General features: G+C 44.4%; 17 protein-coding genes. 5 read left to right on the forward strand and 12 right to left on the reverse strand.

The window, feature by feature from the left end:
- Window positions 1–82: 82 nt before the first annotated feature.
- The 5 genes from DW800_RS06280 to DW800_RS06300 all read left to right on the forward strand — a co-directional run bounded on the left by DW800_RS06280 (window position 83) and on the right by DW800_RS06300 (window position 3,198).
- A complete protein-coding gene (locus DW800_RS06280; RefSeq protein ID WP_005827481.1) occupies window positions 83–331 on the forward strand; it encodes a DUF4248 domain-containing protein in 249 nt (82 codons plus the stop codon).
- Between the two features lie 406 nt (window positions 332–737).
- Complete coding sequence (locus DW800_RS06290; protein ID WP_005837337.1) at window positions 738–1,253, forward strand: HU family DNA-binding protein; 516 nt, start codon at window positions 738–740, stop codon at window positions 1,251–1,253.
- 95 nt (window positions 1,254–1,348) lie between these two features.
- Window positions 1,349–1,462: a smalltalk protein gene (locus DW800_RS19615; protein ID WP_005837338.1), complete on the forward strand. Its 114-nt coding sequence runs from the start codon at window positions 1,349–1,351 to the stop codon at window positions 1,460–1,462.
- Between the two features lie 33 nt (window positions 1,463–1,495).
- Window positions 1,496–1,939 carry an N-acetylmuramoyl-L-alanine amidase gene (locus DW800_RS06295; RefSeq protein ID WP_055288648.1) on the forward strand — a complete coding sequence of 148 codons (444 nt, stop codon included), beginning with the start codon at window positions 1,496–1,498 and terminating at the stop codon, window positions 1,937–1,939.
- Window positions 1,940–2,046: 107 nt separating this feature from the next.
- Window positions 2,047–3,198 carry an AAA family ATPase gene (locus tag DW800_RS06300; RefSeq protein WP_181979429.1) on the forward strand — a complete coding sequence of 384 codons (1,152 nt, stop codon included), beginning with the start codon at window positions 2,047–2,049 and terminating at the stop codon, window positions 3,196–3,198.
- A 23-nt stretch (window positions 3,199–3,221) separates the two neighbouring features.
- Here the strand turns inward: DW800_RS06300 and DW800_RS06305 are convergent, their stop codons facing one another.
- The 12 genes from DW800_RS06305 to DW800_RS06360 form a co-directional block, all read right to left on the reverse strand.
- Complete coding sequence (locus DW800_RS06305) at window positions 3,222–4,289, reverse strand: glycosyltransferase family 2 protein (RefSeq protein ID WP_117703258.1); 1,068 nt, start codon at window positions 4,287–4,289, stop codon at window positions 3,222–3,224.
- Window positions 4,274–5,260 (reverse strand): glycosyltransferase, encoded by a 987-nt coding sequence (locus DW800_RS06310; protein ID WP_117703257.1) that lies wholly within the window; start codon window positions 5,258–5,260, stop codon window positions 4,274–4,276. The genes DW800_RS06305 and DW800_RS06310 overlap by 16 nt, the downstream gene beginning before the upstream one ends.
- Before the next feature lie 8 nt (window positions 5,261–5,268).
- Window positions 5,269–6,447, reverse strand: coding sequence for a glycosyltransferase family 4 protein (locus DW800_RS06315; RefSeq protein WP_227224401.1), 1,179 nt, complete (start codon window positions 6,445–6,447; stop codon window positions 5,269–5,271).
- A 127-nt stretch (window positions 6,448–6,574) separates the two neighbouring features.
- A complete protein-coding gene (locus tag DW800_RS06320) occupies window positions 6,575–8,104 on the reverse strand; it encodes a lipopolysaccharide biosynthesis protein (RefSeq protein WP_117703256.1) in 1,530 nt (509 codons plus the stop codon).
- Window positions 8,098–9,039, reverse strand: a complete 942-nt coding sequence (locus DW800_RS06325) for a glycosyltransferase family A protein (RefSeq protein ID WP_051642933.1) — start codon at window positions 9,037–9,039, stop codon at window positions 8,098–8,100. The genes DW800_RS06320 and DW800_RS06325 overlap by 7 nt, the downstream gene beginning before the upstream one ends.
- Window positions 9,040–9,056: 17 nt before the next feature.
- A complete protein-coding gene (locus tag DW800_RS06330) occupies window positions 9,057–10,085 on the reverse strand; it encodes a glycosyltransferase family 2 protein (RefSeq protein WP_117703255.1) in 1,029 nt (342 codons plus the stop codon).
- Window positions 10,086–10,091: 6 nt separating this feature from the next.
- On the reverse strand, window positions 10,092–11,126 hold the full coding sequence (locus tag DW800_RS06335; protein ID WP_243634909.1) for a glycosyltransferase family 2 protein: 1,035 nt from the start codon (window positions 11,124–11,126) through the stop codon (window positions 10,092–10,094).
- A 16-nt stretch (window positions 11,127–11,142) separates the two neighbouring features.
- On the reverse strand, window positions 11,143–13,044 hold the full coding sequence (locus DW800_RS06340) for an asparagine synthase C-terminal domain-containing protein (RefSeq protein ID WP_119957912.1): 1,902 nt from the start codon (window positions 13,042–13,044) through the stop codon (window positions 11,143–11,145).
- Between the two features lie 37 nt (window positions 13,045–13,081).
- Window positions 13,082–14,254: a glycosyltransferase gene (locus DW800_RS06345; protein WP_119957913.1), complete on the reverse strand. Its 1,173-nt coding sequence runs from the start codon at window positions 14,252–14,254 to the stop codon at window positions 13,082–13,084.
- 640 nt (window positions 14,255–14,894) lie between these two features.
- The gene (locus DW800_RS06350) at window positions 14,895–15,563 is read right to left on the reverse strand and encodes a bifunctional 4-hydroxy-2-oxoglutarate aldolase/2-dehydro-3-deoxy-phosphogluconate aldolase (protein WP_119957914.1); all 669 of its coding nucleotides are present in this window, start codon (window positions 15,561–15,563) and stop codon (window positions 14,895–14,897) included.
- A 100-nt stretch (window positions 15,564–15,663) separates the two neighbouring features.
- On the reverse strand, window positions 15,664–16,029 hold the full coding sequence (locus DW800_RS06355; RefSeq protein WP_080650799.1) for a four helix bundle protein: 366 nt from the start codon (window positions 16,027–16,029) through the stop codon (window positions 15,664–15,666).
- Between the two features lie 51 nt (window positions 16,030–16,080).
- Window positions 16,081–17,106 carry a sugar kinase gene (locus DW800_RS06360; RefSeq protein WP_005837352.1) on the reverse strand — a complete coding sequence of 342 codons (1,026 nt, stop codon included), beginning with the start codon at window positions 17,104–17,106 and terminating at the stop codon, window positions 16,081–16,083.
- Window positions 17,107–17,148: the final 42 nt, after the last annotated feature.

A 17,148-nucleotide genomic window follows, 5' to 3' on the forward strand; every position in this document is an offset into this window, starting at 1 on the left:
GCAAACTGTGCAATCACAGGTTATCCGTGCAATCATGTGTTATCCGTATTAAAGAAAACATACAACCTGAACTTTAAAGAATATGATGAAACAGAATGATTCCTTTGCAGAGCCACGCTTCCCCGTCCGCAGTTACGGGAAAGGCGAACTCGCCATGTACTACCTTCCGGGCATTGCCCAGCAGACTGCCGTCAACCGGCTGAACGAATGGATACGCACCGCCCCCGGGCTGGAACAGCGCCTGCTTGCCACGGGCATGAACCCCTATTGCCGACGGTACACGCCCGCGCAGGTGCAGCTTATGATCAATGTCTTCGGGGAGCCTTCTTAGAAGGTTCCCCACTTTTCACATAAATCCTCACCCCCACTCTGTCTATATGCTCACGCAATGCCTCGTTTTCAAGATTGGCATATACCACCACATCACGCACTTCATCAAAACGAGCTAAAACAGCACATATCCTGATTACTGTTTTCCAACATATTCCATGTCTTTTTATTCAGTTTACGCACATCTATGCGAATACAAATATACCTCCTATTTGTCACAAATCCAAAACAAAAGAAACAATAACCTCCCTTATCCTCTCCCAACCTCCTCCTGCCTCCCCCAACCTCCCTTCTTCCCTGCCCCATGTCCTATCTTTGTATCAACGAAACGGAACAGAGGCCATCGCCGCGGAGACACCTCCTTTCCCCCTTCGGAATGAAACATTAACCATTAAACATCAACCATCATGTCAACAGCATTAGTAGTGCGCACACAGCGCCACAAGAAAATCGGGGACAGCAGCTCCCCCATGGTCTACACCCTGAAACGCAAGCCCCAAGATGCCAAAATCTTCGACCTTGCCCGCATCGCAAAAGACATTGAAGCCCTGGGCGCCATGTCGTCCGAAGACGTGGAGCACGTAGGCAAAGCCATCGTACGCCAGATGCGCCAGACGCTGACGGACGGCAACAGTGTCCGTCTGGACGGTTTCGGAATCTTCCACACCACCTTCAAGTGCCGTGCCACCGAACTGGCCAAAGACTGCACCGTAAAAAACATCGAGCGCGTCAACATCCGCTTCAAGGTAGCCAACACCCTGCGCTTAGTGAACGACAGCAACGCCACCACCAAAGGCGGAGCAAACAACCTCGTCTTCGAGCTTGTAACTGCCGACAAGGATAGCACCGGCGGCGGAAGCGGCGACAATAATCCCGATGGCGGAGGTTCCGACGGAGACCAGGGGGAGAATCCGCTGGGATAAAAAATAGGGGTTAGCGATAAGCGATGAGCTTGTGTTCCCTAACCCCTACCCCTAATCACTAACCCCTAATCCCTAATCACTAACCATTAACCATTATGAGTACAAAATCATCAACCTGGGACAAGATTCTGAAAGTAATCATCGCTGTAGCTTCGGCACTTTTGGGTGCATTCAGCGCACACGCCATGAACAGCGGTGGTCCCCTTTAGCGCACAGCCCCCAAAGGCAAACAGTAGAAAGAAATGAGAAAAATCAACTTGATTGTAATACATTGCAGCGCCACGTGCGAGGACCGTCCCTTTACCGGGCAAGCTCTGGAAGCCGCGCACCGCCGACGTGGATTTGATGGCACGGGCTATCATTTCTACATCCGCCGTGACGGACAAATCCTGACCACACGCCCGGTCGAGAGGGTCGGCGCCCACGCCCGCGGCTACAATGCCCACTCTATCGGAATCGCCTACGAAGGCGGATTGGACCACTATGGGAATCCCAAAGACACACGCACGGAATGGCAGCGCCACTCGCTCCGCGTACTGGTCCGCGCTTTGCTGATGGACTATCCGGAAGCCAAAGTGGCGGGACATCGCGACCTCAGCCCCGACCGGAACAACAACGGAGAGGTGGAACCGATGGAATGGACGAAACAATGCCCGTGTTTTGAAGTAAAAAAAGAGAAGTGGTAACCAAGAAAAGGGAGGTGACAAAGCATGACAAAAGCTTTGCCACCTCATTTTTTATTCATACATTTCTTCTAATTAAGCAAAATGCGCATCAAACAAAGTTCAGCCGTATGAAGTACCCTATTGGAATACAGAGTTTTGAGAAAATCCGTCTTGGTGAGTACACCTATGTAGACAAAACTGCATTGATTCACCAATTGGTCAATACAAGTAACTACTACTTTCTGAGCCGCCCACGGAGATTCGGAAAGAGTCTGCTCATCAGCACACTGGAAGCCTACTTCAACGGGCAGCAGGAACTGTTCAAGGGACTGGAAATGGAACAGCTTGAAAAAGAATGGACGAAATATCCGGTACTGCATTTGGATTTGAACACAAGCAAATACGATGAGAAAAACAGCCTTATCAATGTATTGAACGATACCCTCTGCCAGTGGGAAAGCATCTACGGAACTGTCCCCAGCGAAGTCAACCCAGAACTGCGCTTCAAGGGAATCATCCGCCGCGCCTACGAGCAGACCGGCCAGCGCGTGGTCATCCTCGTGGACGAATACGACAAACCCATGCTCCAGTCCATAGGCAACGAAGAACTGCAGAACGAATACCGTAACACGCTCAAAGCCTTCTACTCCGTAATGAAGACGCAAGACCGGTATATCCGCTTCGGATTTCTGACGGGGGTGACGAAATTCGGAAAGGTCAGTGTGTTCAGCGACCTGAACAACCTGATAGACCTCTCCATGGACCGACAGTTCCAGACGCTCTGCGGAATGACCGACAAGGAGATACACACCTATTTTGAAGAACCGCTGCACCAGATAGCCGAAAACTACGGTATCACCTACGACGAAGTCTGCCTGCGACTGAAAGAAAGGTACGACGGCTACCGCTTCCGCCAGAACGGAACCAATCTGTATAACCCCTTCAGCCTGCTGAATACGTTCCGTTCCTTGGAGTTCGGCAGCTACTGGTTCGAGACCGGCACCCCCACCTACCTTGTGAAACTGCTGAAAGACAACAACTTCTGTCTGCCCAACCTTACGAGTGAAGGAGTGACTGCAGAGGCACTGACAGACGTGGAGTCGTTCAAGGACAATCCCATTGCCGTGATTTACCAAAGCGGCTACCTCACGATAAAGGAATATGACGAAGAATTCAACATCTATCGGCTGGGATTCCCTAACAAGGAAGTAGCCGAAGGATTCATCAAATACCTGGTTCCCTACTACATGCCGATAAAGGACAGTGAGTCCGTCTATTAATAGATGAACAACAATGCCACTTGCTAAAAATGAAGCCAGCGCTTCACCTTATCCTTCAGATTTATATTGACCATGAAGCCAACCATCCACTTTTTAGCGGCCATAGGCATCATATAGAACAGAAGAAAAGGAAGCAGTTTCATCAAATTTTTATCCAAATGCCAATGTGACGGATAGGAAAAATGGCGGGATAAAAGATTTTCCAGATATTGCCGCTTCTTCTTCGGCGAAATACATGCAGAAGCATATAACCGGTTGGCATGATAAAGGCTCATTTTCAAGATGTCGAGCATCAGTCCGTTATAGAAGGGTTCGCCAGTCAAAGAGTGTATATACCCGGACTTCAACAACTGCGTACCGATATATTGTTCTGTCAAGAACTCGGAATACCCTTGCCGCTCTTTCACACTGGTCACCGATTGAGGATTATAAGTAAAGAACAGTGTACAATCCGGCAACAAGCGGCAAGAACGGGCCCGCAATATCACTTGATACGTAAACCAGGGGTCATCAATCAGGTAATGAGGAATACAACGAACCTCGTTCTTGCGCAGAAACTCCGTCCGGTAGAGCTTGTTCCAGGTAGCTACAAAAATATTCTGTCCCCGTCCGTAACGATATTTAGCCACAGCATAATCTCCATCAGCAATCAGAGTATCCGCGTACCGGCATCCGCCGGGATACACTTTTCCTTCCAAATCACGCCGGACGAAAGATGCTGCCACAAAATCCACCGGATGTTCCTGCATCTTATTGTATAGTAATTCGATGCACTCCGGTATAAGAACATCGTCGCAATCCATCGTAAACAGATATTCTCCCGTCGCCTTCTCCACAATGGCATTGCGTGCCGCCCCCGTACCCTGATTGACCACTTGGTCGATAATACGGACAGCACTTCCACGTGGATGTTCCCCGACTACCCTGCGAACTATATCCATACTGTCCCCTTTATCATCGACAAAAACAAATTCAATGTTCGGATACGTTTGATTAAGGGCGGACAATAATGTACGCTCTATAAGACTCGCAGCATTATAAATAGGTATTCCCAGCGTTATGAGCGGAAAAGTATTCATCTTTTTATCCATCGTTTCATTGTACGTAAAAAACGTTGCACATCCAGTATCAATAAAGGGGAAAGCGAAGCCAGGCATAAGACAGCATAATCAATGGACAACCGGAAAGGCAACCGCTTCAACGCCGACCTTAGAGCCGACCTCTCCCGGCAAATGAACCCGCTTTTCTCTTTCCTATTACCACAAGCAGTATCCAGCCAAATGTGTACCCGTCGTATATCGTGTACACAAACCCTCATCCAGAAACCAGGGGCCGGATGTTCTTTCATATAGTCACTGTGGCTTTCGAGCCCTTCTAATAAAGACTCTATAATTCTTTTCTGATTATCAACATGATGAGACACCGACTGACTACGCATCCGATAATAATAAGCATCGACCGGAAGTGAACAGACAGCATTGGCATGATAAAAACAAAGAGGATTCAGCACACAATCCTCTGCCTTATTCCCCGGAATATAACGCAAACGGTGCCTTGCCAGCAGGTCACGGAGTATCAAGCGATTGGTCAGTACCGGATTGTAATAGAAATCCTGATAGAGTTCTATCCCCGTCTTTATCGGTGATTCGGGTACATCAAATCCGACAAAACGCCTGCATTTGCCGTCTTCAAAAGCTACATTATTGAATATCAGCATGTCCAAATGGCCTTCACGGGTCTTCTCATAAAGACGGGACAACAAGCCGGGAGCTATGAAATCATCGCTGTCAACAAACCAGATGTATTTGCCGACTGCCTTTTCAATGGCCTCATTGCGAGTTTCAGCCGCTCCGGAATTCGGATGGGTAAAGACACGGATATTAGCATAATCAGCCCCATATTTCTGCGCTATCCGTAGACTTCCGTCAGTGGACCCGTCATCATAGAGTATTATCTCATATAGCTCTGACGGAACATCCTGATTCAACAAGCTATCTACACATTCAGACAGATAATCTTCCACATTGTATACCGGAACAATAAAACTCAGCCACTTCTCCATAAATTCTGTTACTTTAATAAATCAGAATGTTCTTCCAGCAATTTCTCGAAAAGTTTTTTCCATTGCAAAGCCACCATCTCTATTTGGAAACAACCAACACTTTTAATAGCATTCTGCCCCATCCATTTTCTTTCTTCCTCATGCTCTATCATGTATATAATCTTCTGAGATAGCTCATGGACATTCCCATTCTCTACCAAAAATCCGTTCACTCCTTCCTGAACAAGATTTTTAGGACCACATGGACAAGCATATGAAACAACAGGGAGCCCACACGCCATAGCCTCTGCTATCACCATTGCAAACCCTTCAAAACGAGAACTCAACACAAAAACTGAATTCTCCACGTATTTTTCGGCTACATTATCAGTACGACCTTCCAAAAAGCAGGACTCATCCAATCCCATCCTATCAATTTGGCTTTGAAGCTGCTCTCTCAATTCACCCTCTCCCCAAATATGCAACTTCCAATCAGGGCACACTGCCACAACTTGTGCCCAAGCAGTAATCAACATATCAAAGCCTTTTTGAGGAACATACCTTCCTACTGCTATCACATGATGATTAGTACAAGTGGAAAAAACAGAAGGGACAAAAGCTATAGGATTAGGAATGATTTCTACATTATCCAATTCTGTCCAAAGAACTCTATCCTCTTGGGTAAGAACTACAAAACGAGACAAGCAATTGAGTTTTTTTACAATTTTTTTTATCCAATAGTCCCACATAAACCTGGGTAGAAATCTTGACAGTTGTGGATTTATATGTAAAAAACAATCTTTATAGAAATGACTTTCCGCTATTTTGATGCTTCCATCTGACATACTGGACAAAAATCCCACCTCACGACGTAGCATCGCAATTGTAATATCTGGTTTTATTTTATTTAGACATTGCTCCAAACGCCTTTTATACAAGAAACGTTTATAAGCATACATCAAAAAACGCTTATATTTAGGCATCCATACATCAAAATGGATATTCAAATCATGAATCTGAACAGAAGGATGAAAATTGAAAAAAGGAGTACCTGAAATGCCTTCAGTTGTAATGATATGCACTTCATAACCGAAAGTCTCAACAAAGAAATTCACTTTCAAAGCAAGCACTCTTTCCATTCCCCCCATTTTATAAACAGAAGGAATGCAATACACTATCCTCAATCGTTTTCCCATTTCATATTCCATGCTATAACACAAATATAGAAGTTTACTTTTAGCCTCACAAATAAAATTATAGAAAAGGCGAACCGATTCCGTAAATTGCCTTCATCGACATGTATCACTTTTATAAATCTGTTTTTATATTCAAAAGTTACCAATGAATAAATCGCCCCAGCAAAGTCCGAATACCTTTTGAAAAATTATAAAATAGAATTGTCAAAATCGACAAAAATAATAACGAAGAAACCAAAGCATACAAGCTCCACTCTAAATAACCTTCCTCTGGTTTTGGCAGAGCCAATGATAAAAGAATACCATCTGTCAAAGCCCAAGAAAAAACAAACATACATAAATACAGCAATACATTTTTCCAATAAATTCCAACAGACATTTTAAAACCGTAGCGATATAAAAAATAAGGTTTCCAAATGCTTATGACAGTTATGGAACTGGCAACATCTCCTAACAAGACCCCTGGAAGTCCCCAATAATATCCTCCAACCAAAGCTGCCAGTATCGTGATACCAAGTGTAGCAATGGGCGCCCAGGTATCTTGAAAAAGACCATAGCCATAAATAAACTGATCATTTGTACCGCGAAACTGACTGATGAAAAAATTGGCAAGAATCACTACCAATACAGAATGAGGCAATACATACTCTGTCCCTAACCATACAACAATAAAGGAATCCATCAGGTGGTATAGAGCAAATGTTAAAAAAGAAGCTACCATAAAGCGTAAAGAGCTGAGTTCCCAAAATACTTGTTGTATACGCTTTGAGTCACCCTCGGCAATCAAATTTCCCACTCCAGCCCCCGTACTTCCTAAGAAATTATTAACGAGCTGGTTCAATTTGGTCAACAGCAACATGTAATTGCTATAATAGGCTACCAATTTTAAGGAAGTAAATGCGTAAACCAAAAAAGGAAGCAGCTGGGAACGCCCCATCCCTGCCAATTGATGTACAAACATCTGACGTGCCTTGCGTACGATTATCTTATTTTCAGGATATTTTCGACGACCTTCAGCAATGCTACACTTCAACCATGGATATACCCTATTTATCTTCCAATTAAGTATGTATGAATACAAAATACCAAAAAGCAGCTCAATGGCAATCCATAGATAAAAACTGCCTATATAGCAAACAAGCATCATCTGCACCAATATCTTTACAATATTTGCAGTCTGGAAATAGGCAGTCACAACATAATTACGCTGATCGGCTCCTAATAAGGTTTGTCGATAATTAATAAAATAACTGATTAGGGCAGAAGACAGAAAAGCAAAATATGCAAAATAGACTACGCCCAAACCAATGCTGATATTTGCAAATATCAAGGGAAGGAAGCAGGCTAATATAAGCCCCACCCCCAAAATTATCAGTCCGACATTGCGATACAGATACCCCAATACAGAAATTATATCCCGTATCTTGTCCTTGTCGCCATTAAATAGAGGTTTGTAAAGAACAAAACCAATAGATGCCCCAATTCCCAATTCGGCCAGATTCAAAAAGCCCAATAAATTTTGCAATGTCCCCATAAGACCTACAAAATCCGCTCCCAACATATCCAGGAATATCTTGCGGGAAAAAAAAGAAATGAATAGGGTAATAAAATAGAAAAGCACGTTTACCCGGGCATTCAAATAGCTTTTTTTAAGACGAGACTCTACCATGATGTTAACTTTTCACAAATATTTTTCACCTTATTCATTAAAATTCCCCTAAAAGTAGCATACACCATATTCCGGTGTTCATTACATACAAAAATCCACAAAGCTTTGTAATATCCTCGCTTTCCAAAATACTTTCTACATTGCATTACACGGTAATAGCTGCTCAAGAGTTTATCCTCACGTCCTATTCTTCTCAAAAAACTATTGCAGCGGCACACCACTCGAACTCTTGCCAGCAAATTATCCAGCACAACGCCATATTGTAAAGAGTCCTTACGTATCGTAGCACAATAAATAGCATCTGAACATACAGTTACATGCTGTGCATAATAATCCAAATAAAAAGAGAACATTATGTCATTGCCAGCCGGTATTTCATCAAATTGAAGCGAATATTTCCGAACCAAAGCTCCGGAAATCATTTTTGCCCAAGGTACATCATTCTTATACTTTAACTTCTCCACATCAATATTTTCAGCTACGTCGAAACCTAAAAATTCAGATTGTCGCGAATGTACTGAAGTTAATGTATCTGATTCAACGCTCGTAGCCCGAAAAGTTATTAAATCATAATCTGTGGAACAATAACGATCCAATGTTTTAAGAAAATCTGGAAGAAAGAAATCATCAGCATCAGCAAACAGCAACCACTTTCCTTTTGCTTGAAGCAATCCACAGTTACGAGCATATCCGGCTCCCTTTCCATCTTTGGTAAAGATAATTTCTACATTCTCACGGTCAGTACCCGGAAAGTTAGTAAAATCTACCACATTGCTGGAACTGCCATCATCAACCACGATAATTTGGACATCATTACGCAAAGGAACAGAGTCCAAACAACGTTGCAACAACAACGGAATATTCTTATGAGGTATAATGATAGTGTAAGTATACTCAAAAGGAATAGTAACAGATGTAGTCAAAACTTCTTTCATGTTTTTATCCATTTATGTCAATGTACTCCGAAACTTTTTTTGAACCGGAGAAAACGTAACAAAGAAATCCAGCAATCAAAGAAACCGCCTCCCATGTGGCAAAGAAGATATTTCGCTATGCAATCTGCTTTATAATCTGGCATGAATCTTTCTTCTATCCATTCCTTTTCCTTGGACAATAAATCTTCCAAACAAGATATCCGTTGCCTGAATGGATAGCAATTAGCATGGAGGGATAGCAATACACGCTGAAAAACCAAACTTACGGAGTGCCTCAAATAGTAGGTAAGCTCATCCGACAAATAATAAATATCCTCAAATCTTTCCATTCTGCCTCTATAAGCTGAAAAAAGATTGTATTCATCGCTGTATGTATTCATACGGGAAGAAAGAGTTTCTGCAGAATATGCTATTCTATAATTATAATCCATGAAATTGCAAAGAAGAATATAATCTGAAAGCAATATATAATCCATCATAAAAATCAAATCTTCCATGCAATGGACATTACAATCAAAACATAATTTATTTTCACGAATCAATTCCGCACTATATAGTTTTGAACAAGAAAATCCAAAACGGTCAAGGCCATACTCCGCAAAACCTTCACCTATATTACTTCCTAATAATATTTCCGGAAGTGCAATCTTTCCTATTAACTTACCATCAATTGAATATTTTAAAGCTCCTCCCATCACCAAACCAATACCCGTATCGGGCAGGCTCTTATATAAATGCAACAAATAATCCGTGGAAACCCAATCATCTGAATCCACAAAAACAATATATGTACCCTTAGCATGCTGCAATCCTATATTACGTGCAGCGCTAACGCCACTGTTCTGTTGATGGAACACCCGTATCCTCATATCCTTCCCGGCATACTCTTCACAAATCTCCCCGCAACGGTCAGGGCTCCCGTCATCTACCAGCAACAGCTCAAAATCCGTAAAGGTCTGTGCAAGAATACTGTCAATGCACTGGGGCAAGTACTCTTCTACCTTATAAACGGGTACTATAACGGATATTTCCGGAAGATTATTCATATTCGCTCATTTTACATGAAACACTGCCTTCATTTTTATAGACAACACCAACAAATAGTAGGCTGACTTTACAAAAGCCTTAAAATACAGATAGCCGGCATACGTAGGAAGCACATAATGGATGTTCTGCAACATCAGCTTCCATTCGGGACGCAGGCCCGTCATCTCCAACAAAGACGCATACTTTTTGTTCCTGAATACCAAATAACTCTGATAATGAAAGGATGTGTCTTTCGTGAAATACAGAATACGGTCAAAATATTTCGCCTTCAGACTCTCAAAGTATATATATATCAGCCGGTTATCCTGCAAACACCGGGAAGACCGGATAAAGTCGTAGATATAACCAAGCACCAGCACACGACATTCCAAATTACGCATAGACGGCGCTCGCATGATGGAATCTGGCTGCATGGAATAATAGTAAGTGGTCTCATTGACGACATACATACTTTGAGACATACATGCCAACTTAAATGACCATAAATCATCCTCGTGTACAATGCCCTCCTGGAAGTAGAGTTTATGCTGCAAAACGAGGGGACGACTCACCAGCTTGTTCCATGCCATGACATACCATTTTCCCTGCACATAAGTGGAAAGTACAAGAGCATTCCCTTCATAAAACCCGGTGCCTAATGATAAAGGAGGAGCCCAACGTCTGGCGCCGGTCACCTCGTAATTGCCTATCACAAAATCCGGTCGCTTCTGCACCGCTGCATCCGCCAAAAGCTCTATTGCATTCGCTGAAATATAGTCGTCGCTATCCAAGAAGTACAGATAATCGCCAACAGACGCTGAAATACCGGTGTTTCTTGCAGCAGAAAGCCCTCTGTTCTCTTCATGTTCCAGACATCTCACCACCGTTCCGCGCGGATGCGAAGCCACCACCCGTCTGGCTATCTCCATAGAGTTGTCCGGAGTGCAGTCATTCACAAGAATGACTTCCAAATCCTGCCAAGTCTGGTCCAACACGGACAACAAACACCGTTCTATGTACTTGGCAACATTATAAACCGGAATAATAATGGAAACTTTCATGCTTTCAATCATATTTTCAGAATTTCACCTCATGGCCTTCCACAAACTCTTCCCACCACACAACAAGCGTCAACAGATTGAAATATTGCAAAGCCTTGTTCTGCCTATGCCAGAACCAACCACCCTCCTTCTCTGCAACTTGTTCATAATCTGTAAGAAACTTCTCCACTGCATCACGACGCAGATAGTTGTCCATAATGCCGGAAGCAAGAATAAATTCCTTAAAGAAAGCACGTCGGGCCCTATCACGGAAGAACAGTGGCATAGGTGCAAAACCGCCCTGCTTCTTCTTCAAGGTAATGGCCTCGGGAAGTAAAGGTTTATAATGGTGCTTTAACAGATATTTAGAAACGGAACGGCCCCGCGCAATGTCCAGTACACTGTTGCCCCTGCACTTCAACCCTACCGGCAGCTCCTGCAGGAAATGGAAAAGCTCCAGGTCCATAAAAGGATACGTCAGATTGTTACCGAACATGCGTGCCATGCTGGAAGCCTTGAAAAGAATGATACGGTTGATTACAGTCTCCAAATCGGAAAGAATGGCATGCTGCGCGTAAAGATGTTCGAAACTGTGGATATCGGGCCGTAGTGATTTTACCGGCTCAAAATCTTCTTTCGGATTTTGCAGAAGGGCACACAAGGCAGAGTCGGAAAAGCCGAAACGCTCCCCTTCCAGAATATGAAGTATCTTATCCAAATGGAAATTGATGCGGGAAAGCTCTCCGCCGGTATCAAAGGTTTCATGCTCCAGCAGACGGTTGATGCCACGCAGCAAGGGACGCAATCCTATGCGGGCGGCTAAATAATGCAGCGCCACTTCACGGCCGGAAGTACCGAAATACTGGTCACTGCCGTCACCTCCCAAAATCACGTCGGGCTTGTCATCGCCTATCATGCGCATGGCACAATAGTTTACCATCAGCCCACCTTCCATAAAAGGCTCACCCAGAAAACGGACAATGTCGGGCAAGGCACTGATTTCCGTACCGTCAATCTCGTACTCGTGGTGACGGGTACCAAAAGTTTCGGACATCAGGCGGGCCATGGGCAGCTCCGTCCAGGTATCCCCTTTAAAGCCTACGGAATAGGAGTCAATCTGTCCGTCGTAAATGCTGCGCAGCGCAGCAAGGTTTGAACCGGAATCATAGCCGCCACTCAGCAGGATACCTACCCTGCGGCTATGGCCGATACGCCGGCGGATGGCTTGCGCATGCAATTCTCCATAACGGCGGGAATAGGCCTCGACATCCGGATTCCGTTCAGTCACCACCTTGGGTTCATGCTCAAAAACGCTGTCGCGCTTCAGACAATAAATGTCATCTGCCACCTTTTCATATAAGCCGGGATTTCTTTCCTTCAGCGAATCAAACATGGAATGTACGTTCGCCTGTGTCTCTAACTTTACAGAAGCCCAAACCGGCATCAGATAACCAAGCTCTGTCAACATGTAGAACTTTTCGCCGGCACCTAAAGAATGAACATCGAATAGGGCGAAATTATTCTTCTTCAAAATGCCACGCTGAAGGAATGTACTCAATGAAACCAGATTAGGCTCGAAATTTTCTTCCAGCTGGTCCTCTAAAAATTGCCAGGAAGTGGCAAAATTACCATCAATGTGACAATAGACGGGATAATGCGTGCCATGATGGTCGCGCACCACTCCGCATTCATTTTCTGAATAATATACTATGGTGAACGAACCGTCCAGGCGTGAAAAGCCATATGCCGGATCGGATAGAAACGCATCGGCAGCAAGCTTGGCATTGGTATCATCCGGAGTTGCCTGCAAGGTGTCCCGATTATACAAAGTTCCGAAAAAGAAAAGTCTCAGATTATAACTTTCAAAAGAAGATTCCGGCTCTTCTCCCTCTACGCAGGCTGTACGCCAATCTTCTAAAGTGATTTTTCCGTATATCATTTGTTTGCTTATAGACTTGTTTATTGTGTATCCCTTTCTATTTTTCCACCACCCCATGCCTGGTATGTATAAAGCTCTTGTTTGCCCCCCGCAGCTTAAAGATATTTCCCGCCATCAGCAGGAAAGTGTAAGGTATCTTTTGCAGGGCCATTGCCAGGCGGCTGGTACAGAATCTTTTGGGAACGGCAACGAGCAATGCCACAGCGAGCAGAACCAGAAGCAGCCACCACTTCAGTCCCCACGTCCAGCGATAAACCGTAAACAACACGGAGAAGAGGAACGTGAAGCCCATCAACAGCAGGCGGGGAATGGAAAGCTGCTGGAAAAGCTTGTCGCAGAAGTCCCAGTTACGCGCAACAAGCGCCTTCCACAGAAACTTGGCGAAAGTCTGGCAGTAGTGCCATTGTGCCGACAGCCAGCGGCGGCGCTGACGGGAGAAATCGCCGGTGTTCTGTATCTTCTCATCGAACACAAAGGTTTCGGGCAGATAATAAAAACGCTTGCCGCGATAGAGCAGGGTCAGCTCCAATTCACGGTCGAAACCGCCCACAGCCTTGATGTCAGCCATCGTATCACGAAACAAGTCATAACGGAACGCCATACCGGAACCGATAAGGGCAGCCGACAAGCCCAGCTTGGCATGCCCCAGACGGAAAATGGTATTGTTGATTTCCTCACTGATGGCATCGAGCAGGGCCATGTCATTGTTCAGGTTCTTGGCACTCCGGTGGGTCTGCACAATCTCGACTTCCGGATTGGCGAAGAGGTCGTTAATATCACTCAGATAATCGTAAGGGATGACATTGTCCGCATCGAGCACCAAAGCGATGTCATAGTCATTGCCGATGGCAGCCATGGCGGCATTCAGAGATTTGGACTTGGTGCTTTTCTCAAAATGCACTTCAACCAGGCGGACAGGAAGCACAGCGAGGGAAGCGTTGGTTTCGGGCTGCATACGGTCCGAAATGACAACCGTATCAAAACAGTCGGCGGGATAATCCTGCTCCAGACATGAATGGACGCACTCGTGTATCACGGCATCTTCGCGGTAGGCAGGAATCAGTATGGCAAAACGCTTGTGTTCCTTGGCTGGAGGGGGCATAGGCAGGTCACGCCGGCGTGACGCCAGACTGTAAACCAATAGATACAGTATGTTTATTGCAAACCATATGTATAAAAGCCAATCGAATATATTCAATATATGTTCCAAATTCAGAGCTATTTAAGCTTTAGAGTTGCTGCTTGTTTTTAATGGGTATCCGACACAAAGATACAAAAAAGAAGTAGAGTCCGGACAAAATATACAAAAAATGCGAAGAATATAGGAATAAAAAAACGAGCAAGCTCTCACGAACCCCTCGCCCCTGTAAGAAAAGCCTTAAAGGCTTTTCTTTTAAACTGCGTCAATGTTACCTAAAAATCAATCTTTCTCTTTACCTGAAAAATAAAACTTCAATTACCTATTCTGAAAACTTCAAAATCCAATTTTTACCTTTACCTAATTTACCTATTTATTCAAAACATTTAGCTTATGAAAAAAATCTATTTTCAATCCTTTTACCTAACAACTAATATCCTTTATTGAAAACTGTTTTTATTATTTATCAAATCCAAATGCAGTTTCCCAACTGCACTGCAAAGGTAAGTGTTTTCTCCGCGCACGCAAAATACCGGCACATTTTTCGCATGTTTTATAACATTGTTTTAGAGTTTAAGGGTGTAGTTTACACTTATAAACAGTTTGTTGTTCATCGGGAGTATACTTTCCAGTAAAAAACAAGCCACCGAAGCGCCGAAACGCTTCGATAGCTGTCCCCTTTAAACACCTTTAAACAAAATGAATTTCTTATTTATTTTCTTGCTTCGGCAATATACCCCAAAGCTTCTTTACATTTTTCTGTAACGTAAGTCCAGTCTTCGGCAGCGACCTTATCCTTCGGGAAGAGTTTGGAACCCATACCTACGCAGAACACACCCGCCTTAATCCAGGAGGTCAGGTTTTCCTGAGTCGGCTCCACCCCACCGGTCACCATCAGCTTGGACCAGGGCATCGGAGCCAGCAGACCTTTCACGAGTTTGGCACCAAGCACGTCGCCCGGGAATATCTTGCAGAGGTCGCACCCTACTTCTTGCGCGAAGCCCACTTCTGAAACGCTTCCGCATCCCGGAGTATAGGCTACCAGGCGACGGTTACAAATCTTGGCAATCTCCGGGTTGAACAACGGGCCTACAACGAAACATGCACCCAACTGCAAGTACAGCGCCGCAGTAGCAGGGTCAACGATGGAACCTACACCCATAGCCATCTCCGGGCACTCTTTGGCCGCAAACTTCACAACTTCCGCAAACACCTCGTGGGCAAAGTCACCACGGTTCGTGAATTCGAACGCACGAACACCTCCATCGTAACAAGCCTTTACAACTTTCTTTACAACTTCTGCATCCTTATGATAAAAGACGGGCACCATGCCGGTAGAACCAATCTTATTCAATACTGAGATTTTATCAAATTTACTCATCTTTTTATTTACGATTTGACGATTTACGATTTACGATTTACGATTTACGATTAATATTACTTTACTTTATATCTATTCTTTTTATTTACGATTTGACGATTCAAACTTCCTTTGCTAACCGATTTCTTGTAGTGACAATAGAACTCACTATTATTTTATACAATTCATGCGCCTCTTGTTGCAACCCAAGCAGTTTATTAGCAGGAATCATCTCACTTTCAGCAATAATTTCCAACCAGTGTATAGTTTCATCCAGTTCTTCCTCTACCATTTTCAGTTTATTCAGAAAATCCTTATCAGACTTTCCCAAACAAGCTGCCCTATAATTGGCAGCAGGTGAAGTCCCTGAACGTACTATTTGTTTAGCTATAGCCATTGACGAAATCCGATTAGGCATACAATCTACCATCTTGATTATTCTCAAAGAGAACACCTTCAATCGTATTTTCAATTCCTCCGAGTTCACTGTAGAAGTAATTTCAATCGTACATCGTAAATCGTCAAATCGTAAATGAGCTTAGCGTTGTACTCGTCCGCTTGCATCCCCTCCTGCCAGCGCTTCTACCTCTTCTGTGGAAACAAGGTTGAAGTCACCGTTGATAGTGTGCTTCAAGGCGGAAGCGGCTACTGCAAATTCGAGGGCGGCACCCTGGTTGGGTTTTGTCAGCAGGCCGTGGATGATACCACCTGAGAAAGAGTCGCCGCCACCTACGCGGTCGACGATAGGATTGATGTCGTAACGCTTTGACTCGTAGAATTCCTCGCCGTTGTAAATCATTGCTTTCCAGCCGTTGTGGGTAGCGGAGAAAGACTCGCGCAACGTAGAGATTACGTATTTGAAGCCGAATTCCTTCGCCATCGCCTTGAAGATTCCCTTGTAGCCTTCAGCGTCCGTCTTGCCGCCTTCCACGTCTGCATCGGGCTTGAAGCCCAGACAGAGTTCAGCATCCTCTTCATTGCCGATGCAGACATCCACATACTGCATCAAAGGCTTCATGATGGACTGGGCTTTTTCTTTGGTCCAGAGTTTTTTACGGAAATTGAGGTCTACCGACACCGTAACGCCGTGACGTTTGGCAGCCTCGCAAGCCAGGCGGGTCAACTCGGCGGCCTTGTCGGAGATGGCGGGAGTGATACCTGACCAGTGGAACCAGTCTGCACCTTCCATGATGGCATCGAAATCAAAGTCTGCCGCATCTGCCTCAGCAATGGCAGAGTGTGCACGGTCATAGATTACCTTACTGGGACGCATGGAAGCACCGGTCTCAAGATAGTAGATACCTACACGGTCACCACCACGCGCAATGAAATCCGTCTTTACGCCATACTTGCGCAATGCGTTGACAGCCGACTGGCCTATTTCATGTTTCGGCAACTTGGTTACAAAATAAGCATCATGTCCGTAGTTGGCACAGCTGACAGCCACGTTGGCCTCGCCGCCGCCATATACCACATCAAAAGAGTCGGACTGCACAAAACGGGTGTTTCCCGGAGTAGACAGCCTCAGCATGATTTCACCTAATGTAACTACTTTCTTTCCCATAATCTTTCTATGTTTTATTTTAATATGAAATTAATTTGTTTC

The sequence above is a fragment of the Bacteroides sp. AM32-11AC genome (assembly GCF_003603515.1).
Classification (GTDB): Bacteria; Bacteroidota; Bacteroidia; order Bacteroidales; family Bacteroidaceae; genus Bacteroides; species Bacteroides uniformis.